This window comes from Streptomyces sp. NPDC048254 (assembly GCF_043201895.1).
In the GTDB taxonomy this organism is placed as follows: domain Bacteria; phylum Actinomycetota; class Actinomycetes; order Streptomycetales; family Streptomycetaceae; genus Streptomyces.
In genome coordinates, this window is the sequence record NZ_JBICZJ010000006.1 from 358,369 (window position 1) to 383,004 (window position 24,636).

Here is a 24,636-nt window from a genome sequence, read left to right on the forward strand (position 1 = left end):
CCACCCGAGGACGGGTTCGCTGGGCTTTCCGCCGTCCGCATTGTCCTCAATGGCCGGTTCACCGTCGGCGCAAGAGATCTCCGGGATGAATGACCCATCTTCACTTCCGCGCTGCACGCCCATGGTCACAGAGGGATAAGCCGACACAGGGAGTCCGGAGAAGGTCTGCGCAAGGTCACCGGGGCCGGCAGCACTGCTGCGCCACCGAGACGAAGGCCAGCTTCGCGCGCGTGAGTTCGTCGGGTCTCTCATGGCGTCGCAGGCAGTCGACGAGGTGCTGCGCTGCTGCGGCGGCATCCGGCGGGCCTTCCAGGAGTACTCCGCCCAAGGTTCGTTGCAGCAGGACGTCGTCGTCGCCTTGACCCCGCCCGTTCCGTTCGGTGAGGATTTTAGCGTCTGCGGCTCCGAGGAAGTCCGCGTAGGTCTGGCGGCGGAGGGCGAACTCGCGGTGGCCGGACTCGGCGCGGAGCGTCATGCGAACCGATTCGAGCAGCGCGTCCGCCTGGCGGTCGCCCGCGTGCCGCGCCGCAGTGGCCTGCCGGATGCCGGCGCTGCGGGCGTACCAGCCGGTGACAACGCTGCCCGCGATCGCCGACCCCGCGGCAATCAATGCGATTCCCCAGTCACTCATGCAGCCATCCTCGCGATCAGCCACAACCTGCCACACCACCCTTGCCGAATGTGCGGCGTGGATCACCCTCGGCGGCCTTCGAACGCCGAACGATAGGATCAGGCCATGTCGTCCGACGACGCGGAAAAAAACGCCCCGACCTGCGGAAACAGCTGTTTCCGCACACCGGTTCCCGATAGACTGGATACTTTCGGACGGGCGACGGGCGACGGGCGACGGGCGACGGGCGACGGGCGACGGGCGACGGGCGACGGGCGACGGGCGACGGGCGACGGGCGACGGGCGACGGGCGAGCGGTTCTGTTCGCGGCTCGGTCCGCGGTGGCCCTGTATCGCCTGCTCGACGTTCTCCCCGTCTTCTCCGGTGACGACCGGATCACCCGCCTGTTCACCCTCGTCCCCGGGTCCGACTTCGGCGCCGACGCGCTCTCCGCGATCGATGCCCTCGGAGGCCGCACAGTGCCATGGAACGAGGCGCGCGGTCGCTCGTACGACTTGGTCGTCGCCGCCAGCCCGAAGGGCGACCTGAGGACGCTGCGCGGCCCTCACGTCCTTCTGCCGCATGGCGCGGGCTTCAACAAGTCGATTCCCGGCGAGGGTTCGGCTGACTCGGCGTCCGGGCTGGACCCGGCGTATCTGCGACGAACCGATCACGACGCTCCGATAGTGCTGCACGCCTTGGCCCATCCCAATCAGATCGCCAGGGTGGCCGCCGCGAATCCGCGGGCCGCCCGGCGCGCGAAGGTGATCGGCGATCTCACCCTGGAACGCGTCCTCGCCTCCTCGTCCCTACGTGACCGCTACCGGGCGGCGTTGGGCACCGGAGCCCGCAAGCTTCTGGTGCTGGTCTCCACCTGGGGGCCAGAATCCCTGATCCGGCAACACCCCGAACTGCCCGCCCTGCTCGCGGCCCAGCTGTCCCACGACGAATACCAGTTGGCGCTCGTGGTCCATCCCAATGAGCGCAGCCTGCTCGGGACGTATGAACTGGCCGAACGGCTGGCGCCGGCCCTCGACGCCGGGATGATCCTTCCGGATCCCCACGAGGAGTGGGCCGCCGTCCTGATCGCCGCCGATGCCCTGGTCACCGACCACGGATCGGCCGCCCTGTACTACTGCGCCGCCCAGGACCGCCCCATCGTGAGCGTCCACCAAGGCTGCGGCGAACTGATCCCCAGCAGCCCGATGGGCGTACTCCTGGACCAGGTACCGCAGTTGGAACGCGCCGAGGACATTTCCGACGCACTGCGGGCGTACCGGCCGGGTCCCGGGCACGCCGCCGCTGAGGCCGCGTTCGCGCCACCCGGTGATGCCGTGTACCGCCTGCGAGCCGAGGTCTATGCCCTGCTCGGTCTCGCGCCGCCCACGCACGGCCTCACACCCCGGCTGCTGCCTGTGCCAGCGCCCGCCACGCGTGTCCCCGCGGCGTTCGACGTCCATGTGGAGACCAACGCGGCCGGCGTCCGTATCACCCGGCATCCGGCCGGCACCGGGCTGCCCGGCCACCACTTGGCCGTGGAGCACGCCGCCGCCGTCGAACAACTCTCCCGTTCCGCAGGCCTGTTGTACCGCCGTCCGCTCCCGGCTTCCGCCGCCCCCGTGGATCTGGCCTGGACCGCCGACGGGTGGACTCGGCACGCCCTGTCCGCCTACCCGGGCTGTCGTTCAGCCGCGGCTCTACTGCCGTCCGGTGGGTGCCTGCTTAGAGTCCGCGGTCACGAGCAGACGTACGCCGTCCAGGTCGAACCGCGCTCCGAAGAAGGCCGGATCGTACGGATCGACCCGGCCGTCGCGCTGTCGGCCGTGCACGCCCGGCTGGTCTCCCGCCAGCCTGCCCCGGACGGCCCCACCGTGCTGAACTGCCTCATCGGAGAACGGACCTTCCGCATCATCCTCCGCCCGGCCACAGACGCCGAAGCCACGCAGGTGATCTAGACCAGGCCGTTGCGTCGCCGGAGGGTCTGGGCCGCAGTACGGTGCTCCTCGGCCTCCACCAGGTGCCCTTCGGCTGTGTCCAGCTCGGCGAGCGCGTCGTGGACGCGTGCCAGGTCGAAGCCCGAGCGCCGCCTGTCGGCCCGCCCGAGCGACTGCAGGTACAGCTCACGGGCCTCGTCCGTCCGGCCGAGGCGGTGCAGGACACCGGCGAGGGCGAATGCCGAGCGTCCGATCAGCCTCTCGCGCTTCTTCTCCACGAACCCGGTGTACGCCTCGGACAGCAGACGATGCGCCGTCTCAAGGTCGCCCACTTTGGCACTCGCCTCTCCCATCCGGTAGGTCTGGAGCAGGACGCCGTAGGGGTTGGGGATCGCCCGGTGCATGTCGCGGGAGCCGGCGAAGTCGGCCAGGGCCGCACTCCACTCACCCCGTGCGCCCTTGAGCATGCCTCGGTGCTCGATGGCCGACGCGGCCAGCTTGCGGTCCCGTTCGGAGTCCCCCAGCAGTTCCAGGGCGGACATCGCGCTGTCGATCTGCTCCTGGGCCTCGCTCAGCTCCTGCGACTCCCACAGTGGCCTGGCCAGCTGGCAGCGCGTGCGCACCAGCCACCCGGCGTTCCCCCCGTGCCGGACCGCTGAGTCGACGGCCCGCCGGAAGACCTCGATGACCTCGGACTGATGGGGATGGTCCAGGGCATGCGTCCACACGGGCTCGGACAGGGCCACGACCTCGGTGTCCATCCCACGGCCATGGGCCAGACGCGAGGACGCGAACAGCACATGGCGTTCCTCGTCCAGCCAGCGCGACGCACGTTCTGCCCGTTCAGCCCGTGATTCGTCGTCCACCGTCGCTTCCGGATCCTCCAGTGGAACGTCCGGCACACCGGGAACAGGGTCGAAAAGATCCACGACGGTCAGCCGACGGCCTGCGGCGAACCGGTCGGCCAGCTGAGCCTGCCGGACAAGCCAGCGCAGCAGCCTGGCCTGTGCCTCAGCCGCTTCCCCCTCCGCCGCCTCCCGGCGGGACCGGCGCAGGGCGTGCCCGCGCTGCGGCCCCGGCAGCCTCATCTGACCTGCCACCGTCAGCGACAGCAGACGCAAGTCCAGTAACCCGGCCCGGTCCAGCTCCTCCAGGGCGTCCTGGCAGGCCTCCAGTCCCAGCCCCGACAACGCGGTGACGGAGTGGAGCGTGAACGTCTCACCGGGGTGATGCGGAAGCAATCGGTAGAGCAGAGCCGCCGGGCGGGACAGATCGGCGTAGGCCGTGTCCCAGATGTGCTCCACGCCCGACACACCCTTCTCGTCCAACTCGGCCTGGAGATCGGCGAGGATACGGGAGAGCGGACGCAGCCGGTGCGTACGCACCCACCGGCCCGCCACATGCAGTGCCGCCGGGAGGCCATCACACAACCGGACCACCGCCCGTGCCGCCTCCGGGTCGGCGGCCAGCCGGTGGTCACGGACGATCAGCTCCAGCAGTTCCACGGCCGCCCGCTCCTCCAGCGGCGGCAGCGCCAGATCCACCGCGGCACCGGCTTCGAGGTCGTGGAGCGGGCCGTGACTCGTGACGATCAGCACGCTGCTGCCCGACGCCGGAAGCAGGGGGACGACCTCCGAGGCGTAGCGCGCGTTGTCCAGCACAAGGACCAGCTTCGCGTCCGAGGTCCTGTTCCAGTACTGCCTGCACCGAGCCGCGTACTGAGCCTGCACCTGGTCCGGCGCCACGTCGAGCGAATGCAGCAACTGGGAGAGCACATCACCGGGGTCAAGCACGCCGCCCGCCCGGAAGTCGTCGAGGTCGACCGACAGCACACCATCGGTAAAGGGGTAGCGGTCGAGCAGAGTGCGGGCGATCAGGCCGGCCAGCTCCGTCTTTCCCAAACCACCCGGCCCGCTCAGCGCCAGGACCAGCGGGCGGGAACGGCTCCGCCATTCCGTCACGGCGCGCAAGGCACGTTCCCGCTCATCATCGCGGTTGACGAAGTACACCGGCTCCGGCGGAAGTTCGACCCTCACAACACTCCCCTCGACCATCCACAGTGTCTTGCACGCACTGCCCAACGATCATGCACTCTAAAGACTTTCACCGCCCGGCGCCCGGTAGAGCCGAAGACCCCATGCCCAGGCAGCAGCCGCCGCCGGGAGCGGGCGGCCAGGCCCCTTTGGCAACACCCAGGCCAGCAAAACGGAGCACTTTACGCGTCTCCTGCCAGGCACCGACCGGCATCTGAGGCGACACCACCCGAACGAGGACGACACGCCTCGACCGCTCCCATCAGCGCGACTACGCCGACCAGAAAAGGCGATTCAACTCCACGAAGGAGCAGGCCCCATGAGCATCATGGACACGAACTCCACGGCCGGCGAGCATCTCATCCCTCTCGCCTCGCCGCTCGTCAACGGCACCGCGAAGGGCTCGGCCCGCGGCGAGCAATCCGAGACGGACGCCGCCCGGATCATCCTCCATCTGGAGCAGAACCACGCCGAGGCCAACGCCGTCGGCCTCGGCAGCCCCGAACTGGACGCCTTCCAGCGCCTGATCGTCAGCCTCGTCGCCGAAGCGGACGACCCGAAGGCCGTCATCGCCCACGTGGCCGAACTCCTCTGCGACCACGCCGAGAACAAGGCCTACCTGCCCAAGCTCATCCAGGAGTGCGAGCGCCTCGGCCTCGCCCTCCAGCTGACTGACGACACGGTCGTGGACCTCCCCGAAATCAGGATCATCGACGGCCGCCGCACCGCCGTCGCCCGCGCCGACGAGGTGGCCGTGGCATACGACGACGTCCACGTGGTCGGCCGCTGCCTCACCTGCAGCGGTGAGCTGGACGACACCGCCCTCCTGCACTTCCCTGCCAATGCCCTCGTGAGCTTCCGCGGCGTCCAGGACATGACTGGCGCGGACGTCAAAGTCTGCCGCCCGTGCGTCGAGGCGTCCGGTCTCCCGCTCACCGCCGCCCAGCGCGGCCCTGAGTGGATGCTCCGCTGGGGCTGCCCCCCGTGGTGCGTAGACGACCACGCCGCGCCGTGCGCCGCAGAGTTCCACAGCGCTTTCCCTGTTCAGACCAAGCTGCGAGACGCCGCCATCGACTCCAGCGGGTACAGCGGGTACGGCAACGGGCTGCCGTGGCTGTCCGCGCAGGTCGTCGTCAGCAACGACAAGCCGCAGGCGTACGGCCGCCGCACTCAGGTTTGGCTGGGCTACGGCGTCCACTTGGGCGAGCTGACCCCGGCCGAGGCGCGGAGGGCGCTGGAGGAGATGCGCGGCTTCGTCAACCGGCTGGAGCATGTGGTCAAGCAGGCGGAGGAGATCGCGCGGGACGACTTCGAGGGCGACCCCGAGATCGCGCGTCTCGACCGTGAGGCTGAGGACCGCCGGATCCAGGTGATCCGGAGCTCGCTGGAGCACGCCGCCTAGTCCAACCCTACGACGGCCCCCGGGCCGGCGACTCCACCGCCGGCCCGCGGCCTGGGCCCAGCCCCTAACCAAAACAGGAGTCAGGCTTGCCCAGTACTGTCCCCACATGCGCCCAGGCACCTACTCAGGGCAGCACTCCCAAGCCCAGCGACCTCGCCGGGTTGCGTCCAGGGAAGTGGTGTACGGGTTCGACCTGATCCGGGGGTTTGCTCCGGCATCGGGATGGTCCCCGCATAGATGAACGGCCACCGGCTGATCTTCGAGATGTCGAGTCACGAAGGAGATCAGCACGATGACCGCACCCGACAGTCTGCCCCTGCACGCCCTCGCCGAGGACAACCTCGCCGCGGCGAGTCCGGATCTGCTGCGCGCGATGATCAAAACGTTCGCCGACGCCCTCATGTCCGCGGAGGCCGACGCCCTCTGCGGCGCCGAATACGGGCAGGTCAGCGACGAACGCGTCAACCATCGCAACGGCTACCGCCCGCGCGAGTGGGACACAAGGGCCGGCACCGTCGAACTCGCTGTCCCCAAGCTGCGCCAGGGCAGTTACTTCCCGCACTGGCTCCTGGAGCGCCGTCGCCGGGCCGAGCAGGCCCTCATCTCGGTCGTCGCCACCGCATACCTGCTCGGCGTCTCCACCCGCCGCGTCGAGAAGCTCGCCGAGTCCCTCGGCGTCACCCAGCTGTCGAAGTCCCAGGTCTCTGCAATGGCCAAGCACCTGGACGAGCAGGTCACCGCTTTCCGCAACCGGCCCCTGGACCAGGGGCCTTACGCGTTCGTCTGGGTTGACGCGCTCACTCAGAAGGTCCGCGAGGGCGGCCGCATCATCAACGTCCACGCGCTGATCGCCGTCGGCGTCAACGCCGACGGGCATCGCGAGATCCTCGGCATCGATGTCGCCACAGCCGAGGACGGTGCGGGCTGGCTTGCCTTCCTGCGCTCGCTGACCGCCCGCGGCCTGTCCGGCGTCCAACTGGTCGTCTCCGACGCCCACACCGGCCTGGTGAGCGCGATCGGCGCGGTCCTGCCGGGCGCGTCGTGGCAGCGATGCCGCACGCATTACGCCCGAAATCTGCTGAGCCAGGTCCCCAAGTCGGCCCAGCCGTGGGTGGCCACCCTGTTGCGGACAGTCTTCGAACAGCCCGACACCGACGCGGTCCAGGCCCAGATGCGGCACGTGCTGGACACGCTGGAGGCCAAGTTCCCCAAAGCCGCAGCCCACTTGGACGCCGCCCAGCACGACCTGCCGGCGTTCACCGCGTTCCCTCGCGAGATCTGGCGGCAGATCTGGTCCAACAACCCACAGGAACGGCTCAACAAGGAAATCCGACGCCGCACCGATGTGGTCGGCATCTTCCCCGACCGCACCGCGCTGATCCGCCTGGTCGGCGCGGTTCTGGCCGAACAGAACGACGAGTGGACCGAGGCCCGCCGCTACATGGGGCTCGACCTGTTGGCAAAGGCCCGCCTCCACCCGATCGAGTCAGAAACCGACGACACCACCCTGCCCACCGAACTCACCGCATAGCCTCAAAGAAGAGATCACCGAGTGGCCGTCGATACACCACTCCACCTCGCAGCAGCCGCTTGACATAGGAGCAAGCGGACGTGACCCAGCGCCCACGGCCTGCGCCGCTCCCGCTACCGCGGCCTGGCCAAAACCTGGGCGACCAGCCGGCTGGGCTTCTGCCTCCAGACCCGCTCTCTGCTCATTCACAAGTCGGCCGACCCGCCGCTCCGCCGATGTAACGACCGCTGCGGGTCCTCCACAGAGACGGATCGCAGTACCTGGCCGAAGCTGCGCCGGACTTGCCGTCTGATCCGGATGGTCAAGAGCCCTCGGCCGGCACCGCGATTCACGGGCGCTCTCCCGGTCCTGGCTCCCGCCACTGGTCGCACCCTCACACGACAGAGGTGCGACCTGTCAGGACCGAGCAGTCCCGACGACGCCAATCGTCCCAACGGAGACGCGTCCACTTCATCCGTCGTCCCACGGGGCAGCAACAGGCCCTGACGGAGGGGCACGCACAACCGTCCACCAGTTGTCCAAAGCCATCAGATGCCGCCCAAGCATCAACGACCCGACTCTGCGGGCGTCTCACGCAGCATCGGATACGTTGTACTCAGCTCTCGACAGGACGTCCCCAAAAAGTCCCTGGCGTGCTCAAGGGAAGCCCGAGCGTGACAAAACAGCAGGTCAACTGCATGATCAACAGCCGCTCGCATGCCCGTCAAGTACAAGGAGACGGCCCGGGGCGGGCTGGCGGTGAACATCATCGAGTGCTAGGGGAATGGGCCCTGCGCGGCCCGTTCCTGTCTTTCGGTGCTGTCGGGGCCTGCCCTGCCCTGGTCCTCCCCGTCCTCAGAGGCGCTGCAGGTACCAGTGCTGATTGTGGTTCTCCTGGTAGGAGGTCCAGTCTCCCCAGTAGGAGTACTGGGTCACCCGCGCACCTGGCTGCGTGCTCCGGTCGAGGACGTCGATGACCTTGCGGCTCTTGCGGTTCTCCAGCTTGAACACCATGCCGTTGGTGCCCGCGGTGCCGGCAGGCACGGGGAGCCATTCCTTGTGCGAGCCGCTCGGGTCCCTGCGGGTCAGGATCTCCGTGCCGTTCGTGTCCGACGCGCCCACCACCTCGAGGTAGCGGTCCAGGGCGGCGTCCTTGTTCTTGATCCGGTAGCCGCCGCCCCGTACCGCGATGAGTTCCCAGTGCTCCGCCGCGGCGCCGGTGTACTTGTTCTGGGTGATGTTGGCGCCGTCGCCGGACCAGGACGGATTCTCGAGCTGGAGGTGATGGCCGCTGAGAGTGGACTGGATCTTGTAAGTGCCGCTCAGGTCGGGCGCGTTGATCGTCACCGGGATCGTTCCGGTGGTCACCCCGTCGATCTGCACGTTGATGTTCCCGCGGATGGCGATCGGCATGGTCGTCGCCGGAACGGAGGATGCCTGGTCGGTCGTCCCGGGGAACTCCAGCGTGAAATCGACGACGCTGGTCGCGCCGCTGGTGAACGGGCCGAGTCCGGTCGGCGGGTTCACCCGCACAAAGGGCGCGATGCTCTTGTCCGGCACCAGGTTGATGTTGCTGAGCCGGACGACCTCGGCCGTGCCGAGCTCGATGATCTTTCCGACGATCTGGTCGGTGTTGATGATCTCGGCGTACGTGCCCTGGGTGGCGGCGGCCACTCGCTCGCCCTGACCCGGATTTCCCCCGATGTGGGACAGCGGGGTGGGGTCGCTGTTCAGCCCTACCCCGTTCGACCTCACATTGCTGATCGCCAGGACGAAGATCTTCTCCGCCTTCAGTTTCTCGGCCACCGACACCTCGCTGATGTCGTAGGGCAGACCGGTGACGGTGGCCTTGATCGGATCGTGGCCGGGCGCGTCACCGAACCACACGATGATCCGTTTGGCGTCCTCGCGCCAGCCGATCGACCCACGGGGTGGCTGGGCGAGCTGGTCCAAGGCGTAGAACTGGCCTTCGGCCACGGTCGAGTCGCCGCCGCCCGCGTCCCAGGCGTCGATGCCGTTCTTGACCGCGGTGGTGTCGGCGGTCAACGACACCTGGTGGGCGAACCACTGTTCCCTGGGGTCGAAGATGTCCCGGTAGTTGCCCACGCCGTACCAGATGTCCGCCCCCACGCCGCTCGCCGCGCTCGTCAGCTTGTTCAGGATGTCGGACGAGCCCGCCCTCACCTTGGCGATGACGTTGTCCATGCTTCCGGTGCTGTCGGTGAGGAAGTAGACGTCGATCTTGGGGAGTACGCCTGTCGTGGGCAGGGCCACCCGTACGTTCTGACGATGGGCTTCCTTCCGGTCCAGGCTGATCGCAAGGTCGATACTCGACGGGTTCGGAGCAGTAAACATGACGGGTTTCTCCTTGTCTCGTGGTGCCGTTCTCTTCCGAGGCGAACGCCCGCAAGCGGCGGGCAGGCCCTGTCACACGGTCTGTCGCCAGTGTTCGGGAACTGGTTCGGGATAAATGGGTTCGCCACTGACGCGGTCGTTGTAGAACCAGATATGAAAGTCCTCCGGGGCGACGATCCGGTTCTGGTATCCGCGGCAGTTGTCGATGTCGTCCTGGGTGACCAGGTGCTCTGAGCGACGCTGATGGCGTTTCAGGCAGATCTCGTAGTCCATGCGGTGCAGGTGGATGAGATACAGGTGGGGATCCTGTTTTGTGCCGCCGTCGGTCCGCCAGTGGAAGCCGCCGTCCCACACCATGGGAACGCGGGCAAGGAGCGGTTTGGAGTAGAGCGAGTTGGGGAACCACGTCGATCTCTGGCTGAGGACCTTCTCCGCGGAGTCGAAGGCCGGTTCCTTGTCCTTGAGGTGCAGGACTTCATATCCGGTGCAGTTGACGTAGTCGTCGTCGAACTGGTCGATGTATGCACCGAGATCGCAGTAGCGGGGGTCGGGGGCGACGATCTCGTCGACGTCGGTGCAGAGCACGGTGTCGTAGCGGTCGACGAGTTCGTGCTGATGCTGCTGGACGAGGTCGCGCTGCCAGTCGCAGCTGAACACCTCCTGGTGAACCGGAATATGGATGAACCGGTTGGTGGGGCGGAAGTCCGGTGGGGGCTGGTGGTGGAGTACGTAGATGTCCTCGGGCGCGAAGAAGCGGGAGTAGTAGTCCAGCCAGATGGGGAGGAATTCGGGTTCGTCCCGGACGAGAGTGAGCACGGCCCGGGTGTTCCGGCGGCTGGTGGTCCTCCGGAGCGTCCACTGTTGCTGCGGGCCGTTCCAGAAGGAGTACAGAGCCGGTTCGGCAGCGTCGTCGTCCCGCGCGTCCCAGAGGTCCAGGTACTTGCCGGTGGCCGGATTCACCAGAGCGTGCCGGCCCGCCTCGAGAGGGACGAAACGCCAGTACTGGCTCGGTGTTGCCCGTTCCGGTGCGAGTTCGACCTCTGCGCGATCGCCTCCGCCTCCGCCCTCGACAGAGGCGGTCAGGAGCAGGCCGCTGTCCATATTCCTGACAAGGAAAGTGTGCTTTCCGCCGGGAGTGGGCTGCAGCCGCCATTGCTGCGCGCGGTGGTCCGCCGCCGGCCACGACTGGCGGACCCGTGGGCCGTCAGCGGTCAGCGCCTTGCCGGTACTCGCGTTGACGATTCTCAGCTGCGCATCGTGCGTGATCACGGTCTGCTCGGCGCCTTCCGCTCGTGTTATGCACCGCCCGGTTCCCCATTACGACGGCATATGACACTGGTGAAGCTAACCCGTGTCCACCGGGCCGGCCTGCGGAGAAGACCATGAGGGTGACATGTGGCATATACAAGGTGCATATGCCCTCACTCGATTCATCCGTCCGGGTTGAATCAACATGCCCCACGGCGCAAAAACACGCGAACGCTTGTACGTTGGCAGTAGAACATCCTTTCCTCTCGGACCGGAGACTTTCCTTCAGCCGCGAGTCGGCCGTGACCGACCGGACACGAGGAGCACGGACGATGTCCATGTTTGCCGCCTCCGGCGCCGGCGCGGCGCTACTGACGGTCTCCGCGCTCGCTCTGGGCAGGAATTCGGCCAATGAATTGACCGCGGACGAAGAAGGGACGCCGCGCAGCGTTTCCCTGGTGATTCCGGCACACAACGAGGAAGCGTCCATCGCCCAGACCATCGGTTCATGCCGGGAACAGACCTTTCCGATCGACCAGATCATCGTCATCGCGGACAACTGCTCCGACGCCACAGCGGATATCGCGCGCCGTCTGGGTGTCGTGGTCATCGAGGGACAGGGCGGGTCCAAGGCATCGGCTCAGAACCTCGCCCTGCCCCACATCACCAGCGACGCCGTGGTGGCCCTGGACGCGGATGCCACCCTGAGCCGGGACGCGGTGGAACTCATGATGGGCACCCTGCGCGGCGGCTGCGTGGGCACCTGCACATCGGCACGGCCCAGGGACACCAGCACCGTCTACAGCCAGTACCGCACGCTCTACCATGCGATCTCCAACGGCTGGGTCCGCCCTCTGCAGGACCGGCTCGGGCGGCAGATGGTCCTCAGCGGCATGGCCAACTGCCACCGCACGGACCTGCTCCGCGAGCTCGGCGGCTTCCCCAACGACAACATCACCGAGGACTTCAACCTGACCTGGACGCTGCACCGCCGCGCCCACCCGGTCCGCTTCACCTCCCAGGCCTTCGTCTACACCCAGGAGCCCACCTCGCTGGCCGAACTCCTGTCCCAAATGCACCGCTGGACAGCCGGATTCGCCCAGACGATGGTCAGACACCGTGCGCCGCTGACGGACGCCGCGTCGCTCGTCGTCGTGGGCACACAGGTCGTCGACGCCGCGCTCGGCGGCATCGCGCTGTGCAGCCTGCCCTGGTACCTCGCCCGCCACGGCTGTACACGTGGTCTGTGCACCTGGTGGAGCCCGCTGTGGGCGGCCGTCATGCTCTCGTCGCTCGGTGTGGCCGTCCGTCAGCTCGGGTGGCGGACAACGGCCAAGTGCCTGCCCGGCTGGGTGGTGATGCAGGGGCTCACCGGGCCGCTGGTCACCTGGTGGCTGTTGCGCGAGTGGCTGCTCGGCCGTCACCTCACGACCTGGACCGGCCGGCACGGGTGCAGGCCGGCCATCACCCCCATGACACGTCGCCGGAAGGCGGCGCTGGCCGCCGGCGGGCTCGCCGCCGCCGCCTTCATGGCACGCACGCGACTACGCCGGGTCACCGGCTCGGGCAGGTAGCCGGGGCCGGACAGCCGCCCCGGGACTTCGGCTGCCGGACGATCAGTGGGGCAGTGACGTCCAGTCGGCACGGACCGGGCGGTCGCCTGTCACCACCCGGGTGTCGTGGGCGGCACCTGCGTCGATCTCGATGACGCGGTACTGGTCCTTGTGGAACACCCAGTACCGGCTCTTGCCTCCGACCAGCTGCCGGTCGGGGACGGGCAGGATCGCGGAGATCCGCTCGACGCCGTCGAGCGCCGGCCAGGTGGAGAGGGGACGGTCGCCGCTCGAGACGCGGTCCTCGTGGGCCGTGCCGTCGTCGATCTCGATGACGCGGTACTGGTCCTTGTGGAACACCCAGTACCGGCTCTTGCCTCCGATCTGCTGGTGGTCGGGGACGGGCAGGATCGCGTCGATCTGCCCGACGCCCTTGAGAGCGGGCCAGGTGGAGATGGGACGGTCACCGCTGGGCATACGGTCACCGTAGTCAGGGCCGTCGTCGACCTCGATGACGCGGTACTGGTCCTTGTGGAACACCCAGTACCGGCTCTTGCCTCCGACCCGCTGACGGTCCGGTACGGGCAGCACCGCGCGGACACGGTCGATACCGCTCAGGGACGACCACGCGGAGACGGAGCGGTCGGCGCCGGCCACCCGGTCCTTGTGGGTGCCGCCGTCGGCGATTTCGATGATGTCGATGGGGCGGTACTGGTCCTTGTGGAACACCCAGTACCGGCTCCTGCCCTTGTCCCGCTGCTGGTCCGGGACGGGCAGGAAGACTCCTGCCCAGGGCCGGACCACTTCCTCCGACCCCTTTACGGCGGTGAACACGCCGAGCGCGTCGATGAACCAGCCGGCGCGGCCGTTGAAGCCCATGATCCCGTGGTCGTTGCCGGAAATCTTGAAGTCACTGTCGCCCCGGTCGGATCCGAACGGTCCGAACGAACGCCCACGGTTCGTCCTGAACGAGAGCTGGGTCACCAACCAGCCCTGTGAGCCGCGCACTTCGTTGATGGCCTCGCCCTCCTCAAGGAGGATCTCCTGCCGGGTACCGCCGCCGGCACCGTACACGGCGCCGGCCAGAGTGCTGCCGTCGGGCTTCCGCCACACGCACTGAAGGCTGTTGATCGCAGCACCGTGGTGGATGATCACCTTGGTGAGCGTCGAGGCCTCGGTGAGGTTGTCCGCGAACTCGCCGCCTCCACCTCCGCCGTACACATCGCTCCGTACGTAGCCGTGTGCCACTGCTGTTCCTTTCCGCGGCCACCGTCCCAGCGTCACGAAGCGGCGGGACGTCTCTTGATGACGACCGCTTTGATATCGGCCACGGCCCATTCGCCTTGCCCGCCCTGGTGCGCACTGGCCCAAGCGGATGCAGAAGTTCACCGGAGAAACGATTCCCGGCCCGCCGGTTCGACCGAACGATCCACTACACAACGCTTGCGACTCGACACTCTCAGCTACCATTGCCGCTGTGACCGATCTGCAAGCCGCGCTCTGGGGGCTGTTGGGAAGCGGCGTCGCGGAGGCACTCAACCTCTCAGCGTCCATGCGTCCCACCGGCCCGCGTCGCCGCTGGCGCTGGCCCTGGCACAGCCGCGCCGACCGCCCCATGGTGCTCGTGGCCATCGCCCTACGGCTGTTCGCCGGGTTCGGCCTGACCGCGGCCCTGGGTAATTCCGGGCAACTGCCCAACGCCACGGCGGCGTTCGCCGTTGGTGTGACCACTCCGCTCATCGTGGCGAAGCTCTTCCAGTCGATCCCCGTCTCCGAGTCCGGCTCACCACAGGGGCCCGAGGCCCAGCTGCCCGCCGCCCGGCCCGGGAGCGAGGCCGCCGAAGAGGTGTTGTCACCGTCCGGAGGACGCGATGCTGCGCGCTGACACTCTCATGGGCCGCCTGGTCACAGCACTGTCCGCCCTGCCGCCGGAGGCGCCCCCGGTACGACTGGACCGCCCCTGGAGCCGGCTCGCGGTGGCTCTGGCCGCGCGACCGCGGTGCGGCGGGGACGGCAAAAACGGCGGGGACGGCGGGATCACCGAGCCGCGCAGGATCACCTCCGGACCCAGAGCGAGATGGCTTCCCGCTCTCGCCACGACGTTGGGCGTCATGACGACCTGCCTGGCCGCCGCGGCGGCGCAAGGCGTGCTTCCCGATCCCTGGAAGGGGGTCGCGCCCAGTCATCTCCGCGAGGCATCCTCGTCGGAGCGATGGCACCTGGTCAGCAATGGCAGGCTCACCCCCCAACCCCACATCGGCGCGGTGGTGTTCACGCCGCCGTCCGGTCAATTGCTGGTGACCCTCTCCGCGGACGAGATGTCGACATGGGACATGACGGACCCGGAACATCCGGAACGTATCGGCTTCGAAAGGCACAAAGCAGGTCAGATCACGGCCGTCGGAGTCACCCCTGACGGCCGGACCGTCGTGACAGCGGACGGCCACGGGATGACGGGACAGAGAGTGGACACCGGAGAGGCCGCGTGGACCGTCGCCGACGGCGTCAAGGGCGTGAAGGCCATCCAGGCGGAGCCGCACACGGTGAAGTTCGCCGTCGCCGACTCGACCGGGTCCACACTGTTGCGGGACGTGCCCGTCGGCAAGGAACCGAGGGGCGGCAGCACGAGCAGGCTGCCCCTGACAGCCCGGTCCGCACAGTTCTCCCGGGACGGACGGACGCTCGCGGTAGCGGATCCGGACGGCGAGGTACGCCTGTGGGACGTGTCCCAGCCTCGAACACCCACGATCAAGGGGAATCCGTTCCGCCCCGGCGGCGGCTCGACGACCGCACTCGCGTTCAGCCCGGACGGCCGGCTGCTGGCCACCGTGGACGGCTATCGCACCGTTCACCTGTGGGACGTCTCCGACGCCGCGAAGCCGCGATACCTGGGGCGCCCCATCCCGAACGACCGGAGCCGCATCGTCACCCTCGCGTTCAGTCCCGACACACGCCTGCTGGCCACCGTGAGCGCCGACGGAACGGCGAGTCTCTGGTGGCGTACGCGCGTTCCGGAGGCCGATGTTCCTCCAGGGGCTACCGCACAGTAACCCCCTGCTTCTAGGCTGCCGCCAACTCACCATCAAGCCAAGGGAGTTGGGTCATGCGGGTACTGAGACGACTGGCGGCTGTCGTGGGTGCGGGGGCCCTGTTCGCGATGGCGGGCTCCGCCGCGCACGCGGACACGGGCCTGGACGCGGCGAAGTTCTCCGAGACCACCGCCATCGGCACGCACAACGCGTACGAGAAGGACAAGTACACCTACTGGGCGCAGGCCCTGGACTCCGGCGCCTCACTGCTGGAGCTGGACGTGTACGCGGACAGCCTCACCAAGCGGTGGCGGGTCAGCCACAGCAACCCGCTCGGCAACGACAACAACTGCGAATACGCCGACACCCCCAGCGAGTTGTACAGCCAGAGCCGGAACCAGGATCTGGGCAGCTGCCTCGACAACATGGCCGCCTGGGAGCAGCTGCACCCGGACCACGCGCCCGTCGTCGTCAAGGTCGAGCTGAAGGTCGGGTTCAACAACAACGTGGGCCTCGGCCCCGACGAATTCGACACGCTGGTGTCGCAGAAGCTCGGCAGCAGCGTGTACAAGCCCGCCGACCTGCTCGGTTCGTCGTACTCCACGCTCGACGCGGCCGCCAAGGCGAACGCCTGGCCGACCCGGGACGCGCTCAAGGGCAAGTTCATCTTCGAGCTGATCCCGGGCACGGTGGAGCAGGCCAACCCGTTCGACCACTACTGGACGGACGAGGAGTACGGCGACCACCTGCGGGACCTGTACGCCGCCGGGCAGATCTCCGCGGCCCAGGCCTTCCCCGCCGTGCTGGGCGCCGAGAACGGGGACCCGCGCACCAGCCGGTACGACGCCGGCATCCGGCCCTGGTTCGTGTTCTTCGACGGTGACGCCGCGACCTACGTCAACAACGGCTACGACACGTCGTTCTACTCCGCCAACCACTACATCCTGATCATGACGGACGCCTACAACGTCTCACCGGCGATCTCCTCGACCAGTCCGACGGACGCCGAGGTCGCGGCGCGGCTCGCGCTGCTCGCCTCCGACCACGCCAGCATCATCACCTCGGACTGGTCGACCAAGTCGGCGGCCGTGCTCGGCGAGGTGGCCACCCGGAGCTGACAAATCACGCGCCCACGCGGATCGCCGGTGCCGATCCGGGGAATACGGAATACGCACTTCCAATTCCTGACCCCCACTCCTGTCACCCCCCACCGGCACCCAGGGAGTCCCCCACATGCTGCACGGAATCGACGTGAGCGCGTACCAGTCCTCCGCCTACGACACGGACGGCCTCTCCTTCGTCTTCATCAAGGCGACGGAGGGGCGTTCGTACGTCAATCCCAAGCTCGCCGCCCAGACCAAGACCGGCCGTGACGCCGGACTGGTCGTCGGCTACTACCACTTCCTCTGGCCCGGCAACCTCGCCGCCCAGGCCGAGTACTTCGTCAAGCACGCCCCCGAGAAGGCGGGCGAGATCCTCGCCGTCGACTGGGAGACCACCGGCGACGGCACTCATGCGAGCAACGCCGAGAAGGATCGTTTCATCCGATCAGTGCAGGAACTGCGGCCCAGCCACCGGGTGGTGCTGTACACCAACCGCAACTTCTGGCTGAACATCGACAACACCTCGTTCGCCGGTGACGGCCTCTGGATCGCCGACTACGTCAGCGCCGGCCACCCGCGCATCAAGGCCAAGTGGCGTTTCCACCAGTACACCAGCGACCCGCACGACAAGAACGTGGCGGACTTCGCCGACAAGGCGGCTCTCAAGTCCTGGGCGAAGAAGGGAGACTGAGCTGCCGTCCGGCGGGACCGGCAGGTTTCGGGCCGCGGTTCCGGGGCCACACTGTGAACCGTGGTGACCAGCCCCGCCCCCTTCTGGGAGGCCCTCGACGCCACCGACCGGGCGGCGCTGCTGCGGGCGGCGACGCGGGTCACGCTCGCCGCCGACCGGCAGTTCCTCACCCAGGGCGAGGGCTCCGACCATCTCGTCGTGCTGGTGCACGGCTGGGTCAAGGTCGTCGCCCAGTCGCACGCCGGCTACCGCGCCCTGCTCGCGCTGCGCGGCCCCGGCGAGCTCCTCGGCGAGCAGGCCTCGGTGGAGAACGGCCGCCGCTCCGCCACGCTGGTCACGGCCACCGCCGCCGACCTGCTGCACCTGCCCGCCGGCCGCTTCCACGTGCTGGCCCGGGCCCGCCCCGGCATCGCCGCCGCCTTCGAGCAGACGCTGGTACGACGGCTGCGCGAGGCCGACGTCCAGCGCGCCGGCATCACCGAACCGGTTTCCGCCCGGCTCGCCACGCTCCTCCTCGACCTGGTCGAACGCTGCGGCCTGCCGGAACCGGACGGCCCCGGCCGCCGGATAGCCCTCGCCCTCTCCCAGGACGACCTGGCGGGCCTCCTCCTCACCTCCCGGCGGACGGTGAGCCGCGTCCTGGAGCAATGGCGGTCCCAGGGCTGGATAGTGACGGGACGCCAGTGGCTGGCGGTACGAGCGGTGGACCGGCTGAAGGAGCGGGCGTTCGAAGGGTGACCGCATCGGAGCCCGTCCTGCGATGCGGCACGGGCGGCGGAACCGGGCTCCCCAGATCGGTCCCGCCGCCGGCCACCCCCGTGGACCCGCCCGTGCCGGGAGCGTCCCCCGGTCTCGCTCTCGCACGTGACGGTTCCCCCGAGCCCACGGGGAGTCCGGGCGGCGCCGGGCGGCCGGCACGGTGACCGGCCCCGGCACGGTGTGCCGTGTCATGGATAGAACCTGCCGGCGGTGGCGTCTACGCCAGGTGGCGCACAGCGCCCCGAACCCGGTCGAGGTGTGCTCTCCGATCGTCCCGCCTGGCTATCCCCGGAATCCGTCCGGTCGTTCCGGAGACGCCTCCGCCAGGGCCTTCCGTACGCCCTCGGCGCCGTCCCGCAGGCCGTACACCGGGGTGCCCGGCTGCTGGCGCCAGGAGTCGTCGATGCCGCCGTTGTCGACCGTGTCGAAGCCGAGTTCGTCGATCAGGGCGCGGACGACCCGCTTGGCCGCCTCGTCGTCGCCGGAGACCGGGACGGCCTGCCGGCCGGGGTCGCCGGCGGGGCGGTGACGGTCCAGGATGTCCTGGGCGAAGGTGCCGTTGAAGGCCTTGATCACGGGGTGCCCGATCTGCCGCTCGGTCCAGCGGCTCTCCGTGAGGCCCCGGTCCTCGATGTCGTCGATCCGGCCGTCCCGCTCCCGCGGGTAGTAGTTGCCGGTGTCGATCACGGCGACGTTCGCCGCCGCGCCGTCCAGCAGGCCCGCCGGCAGGTTCGGGACCGCCTTCACCGGGACCGTGACGACCACGACCTCGGCGCCGCGCGCGGCCTCCTCGGCCGGTACGGCCGTCGCTCCCGTCTCCTCGGCCAGTTCGCGGAGCGTCTCGGGGCCGCGCGAGTTCGCCACGGACACGTCGTGACCGAGGGCGGTGAGCCGCCGGGTGAGGTTGCCGCCGATGTTGCCCGCGCCGATGATGCCGATCTTCATGACACGCCTTTCGAAAGTCGATGCACTTGCGCGCATGTGCTCGTGAGGGGCATCAACCCCGGGTGTATGTGAGCTATTCCACAGCTGCGCCGAACGGGTGAACGGTGGACCTCCGTCGGCCGGTGCGGCCCCGGACGCTCTCGAACGGCTCCCCGGCTAGCCCGCGAACGGATCCGCCAGTTCCGCCCGCAGCACCTCCGCCGCGGACTCCGCGTCCCCCACCGCCAGCGCCCGCACCAGCGCCTCATGGGCCTCGTCCCCGGTGTTCGGGTCGGTGGTGCGCAGGCCGGTCAGGGCCAGCAGCTCGATCAGGCCCTCGCGGAGCACCGGCCTGAACTCGGCGAACAGATCGGCGAGCACGGGGTTGTGCGCGGCGGCGACCACCGCCGCGTGGAAGGCGATGTCGGCGTCGACGAAGGCCGGGTCGTCCGCGTCCCCCGCCGCCCGCCGTCCCGCCAGCGCCGCCTCGATCGCCGTGACGTCCTCGGCCGTACGGCGCTCCGCGGCGAGCCGGGCCGCGTGCACCTCGACCGCCATCCGCACCTCGTACACGTCCGTCACCGCGGCCCGGCGCAGCCGGGTCGGCCAGTCCTCGGCGGCCTCGGTGGCGATGACGAAGACGCCCGAACCCTGCCGGGGCCGCACCAGGCCGGCACCCGCGAGCGCGCGCAGCGCCTCACGGACCGTGGACCGGCCGACGCCCAGCTCCTTCGCCAGCGTCGTCTCGCCGGGCAGCCGGGTGCCGACCGGCCAGGCGCCGCCGGTGATCTGCTCGCGCAGCCGGGCGGCGGCCTGTTCGACCAGGGGGCTCGGGCGGACGGGACCGAGGGCCATGCGGTGTCACCAACTCTGCTGCGGACCAACACGCTTGAGCGCGCTTCACAGGAATTCTCACTTGTCTGAGGACCTGAGGACTCGCTAGCGTACCGGTCATGACGTTCCGCGGTCTTCTTCTCGGCTGCCGCGGCGGGGCCTGACGCGACCGGCACCCCGCCGCGGGTCGCCGTGCTGCCGGTCACCGTCCGACCGACGAGCCGAGAGGCAGCAGCACCGATGACCACCCTCCTGTGGAATCCCCAGCGGCCCAGTCCCATGCCGTACCACCGCTACCGCCCCTTCCACGAGCGCGTGCACGTGCCCGTGACGGACCGGGGCTGGCCCGCCGCCCGGATCGAGCGCGCCCCGCTGTGGGTGCCCGTCGACCTGCGTGACGGCAACCAGGCGCTAGCCGAGCCGATGGACACCGCCCGCAAGCGCCGCCTCTTCGACCTGCTGGTCCGCACCGGCTTCAAGGAGATCGAGGTCGGCTATCCGTCCGCCAGCCGGGCCGACTTCGGCTTCGTACGGCACCTGGTGACCGCCGGGGCGGTGCCCGAGGACGTGACCCCGGTGGTCTTCACCCCGGCCCGGCGCGACCTGATCGACCGGACCTTCGACGCGATCGAGGGGATGCCCCGGGCCGTCGTCCACCTCTACATCGCCACCTCGCCGGTGTGGCGGGAGGTGGTACTGCGCCGGGACCGGGCCGAGGTGTGGCGGACCGTACGCGAGGCCGCCGCGCACATGGCCCGCCGGGCCGGGGACGCGCCCGGCGTCCGCTTCCAGTTCTCCCCGGAGACCTACAACCTCACCGAACCCGACTTCGTCCTCGAACTCTGCGACGGGCTGACCGAGTTGTGGGACGCGAGCCCCGACCGGCCGGTCACCCACAACCTCCCGGCAACCGTCGAGATCGCCACCCCGAACGTCTACGCCGACCAGATCGAGTACGCCCACCGCCAGCTCGCCCGCCGGGACTCGGTGATCCTCTCCGTCCATCCGCACAACGACCGCGGCACCGGGGTCGCCTGCGCCGAACTCGCGGTGCTGGCCGGCGCCCAGCGCGTCGAGGGCTGTCTGTTCGGCAACGGCGAGCGGACCGGCAACGTCGACCTGGTCACGCTCGCGCTCAACCTCTTCGCCCAAGGGGTCGACCCCATGGTCGACCTCGGCGACATCGACGCGGTCCGGGACACGGTCGAGGAGTGCAACCGGCTTCCGGTGCACCCCCGCCACCCCTACGCCGGCGAACTGGCCCACACCGCGTTCTCCGGCACCCACCAGGACGCGATCAGCAAGGGGCTCGCCGAACACGCCCGCCGGGCGGCCGAGTCGGGGGTGCCGGACTCCCAGGCCCCCTGGTCGGTGCCCTACCTGCCGGTCGACCCGGCCGATCTGGGGCGGACGTACGAGGCCGTGATCCGCGTCAACTCCCAGTCAGGGAAGGGCGGTGCGGCGTACCTCCTGCGCACCCACCACGGCGTCGACCTGCCCGAGCGCATGCGCCCCGGGTTCGCGCGCCTCGTCCAGGAGGTGACGGACACGAGCGGCCGGGAGGTCACGCCCAAGGAGCTGTACGACCTGTTCCGTACCGCCTACCTGTCCGACGGCGCCGACGGCGAGGTCCGGCTCGACTCCTGGTCGGCCCACGAGGAGGCGCCGGGCCGGCACCGCTTCGTCTGCACCCTGCACACCGGCGGCCGTACCGGCGACCACGAGGGCGCCGGCCCCGGCCTGCTCACCGCCTTCGCCGACGCCCTGACCGGCGCCGGCCACGCCACGGAGATCCTGGAGGTCACCGGGGGCGGGGCGTACGCCTTCGCGGAGTGCCGGGTGAACGGGACGACGGTCTGGGGCGCGGCCGAGGATCCCTCGCCACCGGCCGCCGGGTGGGCGCGGTGCTGTCCGCGGTGAACCGGGCGGCGGGCCGATGAGCGTCGTACTGCGCGCGGCGGACGTGCATGTGGTGCGCGACGGGCGGCCGATCCTCCAGGAGGTGTCGCTGACCGTGCGGGCCGGCGAGCACTGGGCGCTGCTCGGGGCCAACGGCGCCGGGAAGTCCACCCTGCTCGGCCTGCTCGGGGCCCTGGTCCATCCGACGCGGGGCACGGTGGAGGTCCTCGGCAGCCGGCTGGGCCGCGTCGACCTGCGCGAGCTGCGGACCCGGGTCGGCCATGTCGACCCCCGCCATCCGCTGACCGAGCCCCTGCGGGTGCGGGACGTGGTCCTGACCGGGCTGACCAACTCCGTCGCGCCGCTGCCGCGGTGGCGACCGACGCCGGAGCAGACGGCGCGTGCCGACCGGCTGATCGAGACGCTGGGGCTGGCCGCGCACCGGGAGTCCCGCTGGCCCACGCTCTCGCAGGGCCAGCGCGGACGGACCCTGATCGCCCGCGCCCTGATGCCCGAGCCCCGGCTCCTGCTGCTCGACGAACCGGCCTCCGGCCTGGACCTGCCGGGCCGGGAGCGGCTGCTCACCGCGCTGGACGCGCTGCGCCGGAACCGTCCCCGGCTCGCGACCGTCCTGGTCACGCATCATCTGGAGGAACTCCCGGCGGGCACCACCCACGCGCTGCTGCTGCGCGACGGCCGCGCGCTGGCGCAGGGCCCGGCGGCCGACGTCCTCACCGGCGACCAGGTCGGCAAGTGCTTCGACCTGCCGCTGGCCCTGGAACGGCACGGCGGCCGGTGGACGGTCCGCGTCGAGTCCCGGGCATGAGAAGAAGGGGGCCCGGGATCCGGGCCCCCTTCGCTCTGCACCCCTGGCGCCTACTTGTTGAGGTGGGCCCAGAACTCGTCGAACGACAGAACCTTGTCGCCGTTGAGGTCGCGGGTCCTGATGATGGCCTCGGCCACCGTGTCGGTGACGTTCCAGTCGCCCCCCTGCGCGAGAGCGGACTTGAACTCGGCTGCGGTGATGAAACCGTCACCGTCCGCATCGATCCGCTCGAACTGCTTGCGTGCTTCCTCGATGTCCGCCACCGGATCCGCCCCTTCGTAACGCATTACCGCCTGTTGACGGAGGTCAGATTATCCGGCGGCACGAGCACGCAGTGCGGCGACCACCCAGGCGAACTCCTCACGGTGCGCGGCCGCGGGCCCGATGCCCTTCACCTCGCACAGCAGTTGCCGGTACCGGGCGAGCCGCTCGTTGGACGCTGATTCCATCCGTTCGAGTACGGCGGCCGGGTCCCCGCCGCCCAGCACCTCCCGCACGATCGCCTCCGCCTCCGGTGACTCGGGAGCGATCCCCCGCTCACGGGCCTCCGCCGCCAGCTGCACCAGCCGCATGGGAAACCAGGTGGCCCGCCCGGAGGCGGCACCGCGCTCCTGGTCCCCCGCGTTGAACTCGATCACCCGCCGCATCTGCGCCCGGAACTCCGGGTCCTGGACCATCTCCGCCAGCTCCACCCAGGCGTCCACCTGCTCGGGGGTGGGCTCCTCCGGCAGGTCCACGGCAATGGAGCGCATCCGCTCCTCGATGTCCGGGTCCACGGCGCCGAGCCCGTGGAACAGCTCCGCCACGAACTCCTCCATGATCCGCTTCCGCTCGGCCGCCGACAGCCGTGCCAGTCTGTTCATCAGGGTCGTCTCCTCCGCACTCGAACCGCGTCGCGCCACCGTCGACAGCACCGCCCGGGTCACCTTCAGCGAGCTGATCTGCGCGTCCAGCGCCGCCACGTGCGCCGCCGCGACCTCCGCCACGGTCTGCTCGCCGGAGAGCACCGCACGCACGTGTGCCAGGCCGAGGCCCAGTTCGCGCAGGGTGCGGATCAGCTCCAGCCGGGCGAAGGACCGGGCGTCGTACAGCCGGTAGCCGCCGGCCGAGCGGCCCACCGGGGTGAGGACGCCCTCGTCGGACCAGTAGCGGATGGTGCGCACGGTCAGCCCGGTGGCGCGCGCCAGCTCGCCGATGGTGAAAAGTCCGGTGCTGTCTTCGATCATGTCTGCGAGTGTGTGCCTTCCAGTGGGTGGAGACTCAAGGAGCGGGCACGGCCATGGAGACCTTGCGGGACATTCTCGACGCGGCGGCGCGCGGTGTCTTCCCGCCGCCCGACGGCGGTACGACCGTCGTCCCGCAGCCGTCCGCCCGGGACGCGGGGGTGCTCTCCTTCACCGCGCACTCGGTCGTCTTCACCGACGAGGATCCGCAGTGGGTGTACGACACCCTGCGCGCGACCCCCTGCGATCCGCTGTGCGCGACCATGAACGCGCGTTTCCTGGTCTCCCTGATGGACCGCACGGGCCGCGAGCAGGAGACCATCGACGCGCTGCTGGTCGCCGACCCGCTCCCGGGCCGGCCGGACCTCCCGCTGACCGAACTCACCGGCCCCGACCACTCCCGGGTCGCCTACGCCCGCGCCCGCCGTGACGAGGTGCGCGCCTGGGCGGCGGAGGGCGGGGTGGTCGTCCTGGGCCGGGGGGTCGCGGGGCGCCTGGAGGTCTCGGTGGAGGTGGACGAGGGGGTACGGCGGCGGGGGCTGGGCCGGGCCCTGGTGACCGCCGCCCGGCAGCTGGCCGAGGAACCCCTGTGGGCGCAGGTCGCCCCGGGGAACGCCCGCAGCGTACGGGCGTTTCTGGCGGCCGGTTATCTGCCGGTCGGCGCCGAGGCACTGCTGCTCAGGGCCTGAGCCGCGCCGCCCCC

The 24,636-nt window shown here is 69.7% G+C and carries 20 protein-coding genes and 1 pseudogene; 12 read left to right on the plus strand and 9 right to left on the minus strand.

Translation table 11 applies throughout. The features are described 5' to 3' along the window. Nucleotides 1-175 precede the first annotated feature (175 nt). Nucleotides 176-631, minus strand: a complete 456-nt coding sequence (locus ACGFZQ_RS19675; RefSeq protein ID WP_393841411.1) for a hypothetical protein — start codon at nucleotides 629-631, stop codon at nucleotides 176-178. 320 nt (nucleotides 632-951) lie between these two features. On the opposite strand from ACGFZQ_RS19675, the gene ACGFZQ_RS19680 reads away from it, so the two are divergent. Further along, the gene (locus ACGFZQ_RS19680; RefSeq protein WP_393841412.1) at nucleotides 952-2,565 is read left to right on the plus strand and encodes a translation initiation factor 2; all 1,614 of its coding nucleotides are present in this window, start codon (nucleotides 952-954) and stop codon (nucleotides 2,563-2,565) included. Here ACGFZQ_RS19680 and ACGFZQ_RS19685 read toward each other — a convergent pair. Continuing rightward, entirely contained in the window at nucleotides 2,562-4,580 is a 2,019-nt protein-coding gene (locus tag ACGFZQ_RS19685; RefSeq protein ID WP_393841413.1) for an NB-ARC domain-containing protein, read from the minus strand. The genes ACGFZQ_RS19680 and ACGFZQ_RS19685 overlap by 4 nt on opposite strands. 316 nt (nucleotides 4,581-4,896) lie before the next feature. Between ACGFZQ_RS19685 and ACGFZQ_RS19690 the strand changes: the two genes are divergently transcribed. Both ACGFZQ_RS19690 and ACGFZQ_RS19695 read left to right on the plus strand, forming a co-directional pair. Next, nucleotides 4,897-5,979: a DUF6907 domain-containing protein gene (locus tag ACGFZQ_RS19690; RefSeq protein ID WP_393841414.1), complete on the plus strand. Its 1,083-nt coding sequence runs from the start codon at nucleotides 4,897-4,899 to the stop codon at nucleotides 5,977-5,979. 292 nt (nucleotides 5,980-6,271) lie between these two features. Next, nucleotides 6,272-7,510 carry an IS256 family transposase gene (locus tag ACGFZQ_RS19695; RefSeq protein ID WP_393841415.1) on the plus strand — a complete coding sequence of 413 codons (1,239 nt, stop codon included), beginning with the start codon at nucleotides 6,272-6,274 and terminating at the stop codon, nucleotides 7,508-7,510. Nucleotides 7,511-8,344: 834 nt separating this feature from the next. On the opposite strand, the gene ACGFZQ_RS19700 is transcribed toward ACGFZQ_RS19695, so the two are convergent. Next, nucleotides 8,345-9,844 (minus strand): RICIN domain-containing protein, encoded by a 1,500-nt coding sequence (locus tag ACGFZQ_RS19700; protein ID WP_393841416.1) that lies wholly within the window; start codon nucleotides 9,842-9,844, stop codon nucleotides 8,345-8,347. Between the two features lie 72 nt (nucleotides 9,845-9,916). After that, the gene (locus ACGFZQ_RS19705) at nucleotides 9,917-11,113 is read right to left on the minus strand and encodes an RICIN domain-containing protein (protein WP_393841417.1); all 1,197 of its coding nucleotides are present in this window, start codon (nucleotides 11,111-11,113) and stop codon (nucleotides 9,917-9,919) included. 311 nt (nucleotides 11,114-11,424) lie between these two features. Here ACGFZQ_RS19705 and ACGFZQ_RS19710 point away from each other — a divergent pair, with 311 nt between their 5' ends. Then, nucleotides 11,425-12,666, plus strand: coding sequence for a glycosyltransferase (locus ACGFZQ_RS19710; protein WP_393841418.1), 1,242 nt, complete (start codon nucleotides 11,425-11,427; stop codon nucleotides 12,664-12,666). A gap of 42 nt (nucleotides 12,667-12,708) precedes the next feature. Here ACGFZQ_RS19710 and ACGFZQ_RS19715 read toward each other — a convergent pair whose 3' ends face one another. After that, complete coding sequence (locus tag ACGFZQ_RS19715; RefSeq protein WP_393841419.1) at nucleotides 12,709-13,893, minus strand: jacalin-like lectin; 1,185 nt, start codon at nucleotides 13,891-13,893, stop codon at nucleotides 12,709-12,711. 229 nt (nucleotides 13,894-14,122) lie between these two features. Here ACGFZQ_RS19715 and ACGFZQ_RS19720 point away from each other — a divergent pair, with 229 nt between their 5' ends. The 5 genes from ACGFZQ_RS19720 to ACGFZQ_RS19740 all read left to right on the plus strand — a co-directional run bounded on the left by ACGFZQ_RS19720 (nucleotide 14,123) and on the right by ACGFZQ_RS19740 (nucleotide 18,206). Then, nucleotides 14,123-14,530, plus strand: coding sequence for a hypothetical protein (locus ACGFZQ_RS19720; protein WP_393841420.1), 408 nt, complete (start codon nucleotides 14,123-14,125; stop codon nucleotides 14,528-14,530). Further along, nucleotides 14,517-15,695, plus strand: coding sequence for a WD40 repeat domain-containing protein (locus tag ACGFZQ_RS19725; RefSeq protein ID WP_393841421.1), 1,179 nt, complete (start codon nucleotides 14,517-14,519; stop codon nucleotides 15,693-15,695). Before ACGFZQ_RS19720 ends, ACGFZQ_RS19725 begins: the two co-directional genes overlap by 14 nt. Before the next feature lie 53 nt (nucleotides 15,696-15,748). After that, nucleotides 15,749-16,792, plus strand: a complete 1,044-nt coding sequence (locus ACGFZQ_RS19730) for a phosphatidylinositol-specific phospholipase C domain-containing protein (protein WP_393841422.1) — start codon at nucleotides 15,749-15,751, stop codon at nucleotides 16,790-16,792. A gap of 115 nt (nucleotides 16,793-16,907) precedes the next feature. After that, nucleotides 16,908-17,468 (plus strand): glycoside hydrolase family 25 protein, encoded by a 561-nt coding sequence (locus ACGFZQ_RS19735; RefSeq protein ID WP_351739685.1) that lies wholly within the window; start codon nucleotides 16,908-16,910, stop codon nucleotides 17,466-17,468. Between the two features lie 60 nt (nucleotides 17,469-17,528). Continuing rightward, nucleotides 17,529-18,206 (plus strand): Crp/Fnr family transcriptional regulator, encoded by a 678-nt coding sequence (locus tag ACGFZQ_RS19740; RefSeq protein WP_393841423.1) that lies wholly within the window; start codon nucleotides 17,529-17,531, stop codon nucleotides 18,204-18,206. A gap of 303 nt (nucleotides 18,207-18,509) precedes the next feature. On the opposite strand, the gene ACGFZQ_RS19745 is transcribed toward ACGFZQ_RS19740, so the two are convergent. Together ACGFZQ_RS19745 and ACGFZQ_RS19750 are read right to left on the minus strand one after the other, a co-directional pair. After that, a complete protein-coding gene (locus ACGFZQ_RS19745) occupies nucleotides 18,510-19,208 on the minus strand; it encodes an NAD(P)-binding domain-containing protein (RefSeq protein ID WP_351739691.1) in 699 nt (232 codons plus the stop codon). Between the two features lie 120 nt (nucleotides 19,209-19,328). Next, nucleotides 19,329-20,006 carry an FCD domain-containing protein gene (locus tag ACGFZQ_RS19750; protein ID WP_351739694.1) on the minus strand — a complete coding sequence of 226 codons (678 nt, stop codon included), beginning with the start codon at nucleotides 20,004-20,006 and terminating at the stop codon, nucleotides 19,329-19,331. Nucleotides 20,007-20,225: 219 nt separating this feature from the next. Here ACGFZQ_RS19750 and ACGFZQ_RS19755 point away from each other — a divergent pair. Both ACGFZQ_RS19755 and ACGFZQ_RS19760 read left to right on the plus strand, forming a co-directional pair. Beyond that, nucleotides 20,226-21,925, plus strand: a pseudogene (locus ACGFZQ_RS19755) (2-isopropylmalate synthase). Beyond that, nucleotides 21,922-22,710, plus strand: a complete 789-nt coding sequence (locus ACGFZQ_RS19760; RefSeq protein ID WP_393841424.1) for an ABC transporter ATP-binding protein — start codon at nucleotides 21,922-21,924, stop codon at nucleotides 22,708-22,710. Before ACGFZQ_RS19755 ends, ACGFZQ_RS19760 begins: the two are co-directional and overlap by 4 nt. A gap of 50 nt (nucleotides 22,711-22,760) precedes the next feature. Here ACGFZQ_RS19760 and ACGFZQ_RS19765 read toward each other — a convergent pair whose 3' ends face one another. Beyond that, nucleotides 22,761-22,973 (minus strand): EF-hand domain-containing protein, encoded by a 213-nt coding sequence (locus ACGFZQ_RS19765; RefSeq protein ID WP_351739702.1) that lies wholly within the window; start codon nucleotides 22,971-22,973, stop codon nucleotides 22,761-22,763. Between the two features lie 48 nt (nucleotides 22,974-23,021). After that, nucleotides 23,022-23,936 (minus strand): MerR family transcriptional regulator, encoded by a 915-nt coding sequence (locus ACGFZQ_RS19770; protein ID WP_393841425.1) that lies wholly within the window; start codon nucleotides 23,934-23,936, stop codon nucleotides 23,022-23,024. Nucleotides 23,937-23,989: 53 nt separating this feature from the next. Between ACGFZQ_RS19770 and ACGFZQ_RS19775 the strand changes: the two genes are divergently transcribed. Continuing rightward, nucleotides 23,990-24,622 (plus strand): GNAT family N-acetyltransferase, encoded by a 633-nt coding sequence (locus ACGFZQ_RS19775; RefSeq protein WP_393841426.1) that lies wholly within the window; start codon nucleotides 23,990-23,992, stop codon nucleotides 24,620-24,622. Nucleotides 24,623-24,636: the final 14 nt, after the last annotated feature.

Bases quoted from the DNA above. Each gene is read 5' to 3' on its own strand.
- ACGFZQ_RS19675 (WP_393841411.1), bottom strand. From the start codon at position 631: ATGAGTGACTGGGGAATCGCATTGATTGCCGCGGGGTCGGCGATCGCG.
- ACGFZQ_RS19690 (WP_393841414.1), top strand. From the start codon at position 4,897: ATGAGCATCATGGACACGAACTCCACGGCCGGCGAGCATCTCATCCCT.
- ACGFZQ_RS19695 (WP_393841415.1), top strand. From the start codon at position 6,272: ATGACCGCACCCGACAGTCTGCCCCTGCACGCCCTCGCCGAGGACAAC.
- ACGFZQ_RS19700 (WP_393841416.1), bottom strand. From the start codon at position 9,844: ATGTTTACTGCTCCGAACCCGTCGAGTATCGACCTTGCGATCAGCCTG.
- ACGFZQ_RS19710 (WP_393841418.1), top strand. From the start codon at position 11,425: ATGTCCATGTTTGCCGCCTCCGGCGCCGGCGCGGCGCTACTGACGGTC.
- ACGFZQ_RS19725 (WP_393841421.1), top strand. From the start codon at position 14,517: ATGCTGCGCGCTGACACTCTCATGGGCCGCCTGGTCACAGCACTGTCC.
- ACGFZQ_RS19730 (WP_393841422.1), top strand. From the start codon at position 15,749: ATGCGGGTACTGAGACGACTGGCGGCTGTCGTGGGTGCGGGGGCCCTG.
- ACGFZQ_RS19735 (WP_351739685.1), top strand. From the start codon at position 16,908: ATGCTGCACGGAATCGACGTGAGCGCGTACCAGTCCTCCGCCTACGAC.
- ACGFZQ_RS19745 (WP_351739691.1), bottom strand. From the start codon at position 19,208: ATGCGCGCAAGTGCATCGACTTTCGAAAGGCGTGTCATGAAGATCGGC.
- ACGFZQ_RS19750 (WP_351739694.1), bottom strand. From the start codon at position 20,006: ATGGCCCTCGGTCCCGTCCGCCCGAGCCCCCTGGTCGAACAGGCCGCC.
- ACGFZQ_RS19760 (WP_393841424.1), top strand. From the start codon at position 21,922: ATGAGCGTCGTACTGCGCGCGGCGGACGTGCATGTGGTGCGCGACGGG.
- ACGFZQ_RS19770 (WP_393841425.1), bottom strand. From the start codon at position 23,936: ATGATCGAAGACAGCACCGGACTTTTCACCATCGGCGAGCTGGCGCGC.
- ACGFZQ_RS19775 (WP_393841426.1), top strand. From the start codon at position 23,990: ATGGAGACCTTGCGGGACATTCTCGACGCGGCGGCGCGCGGTGTCTTC.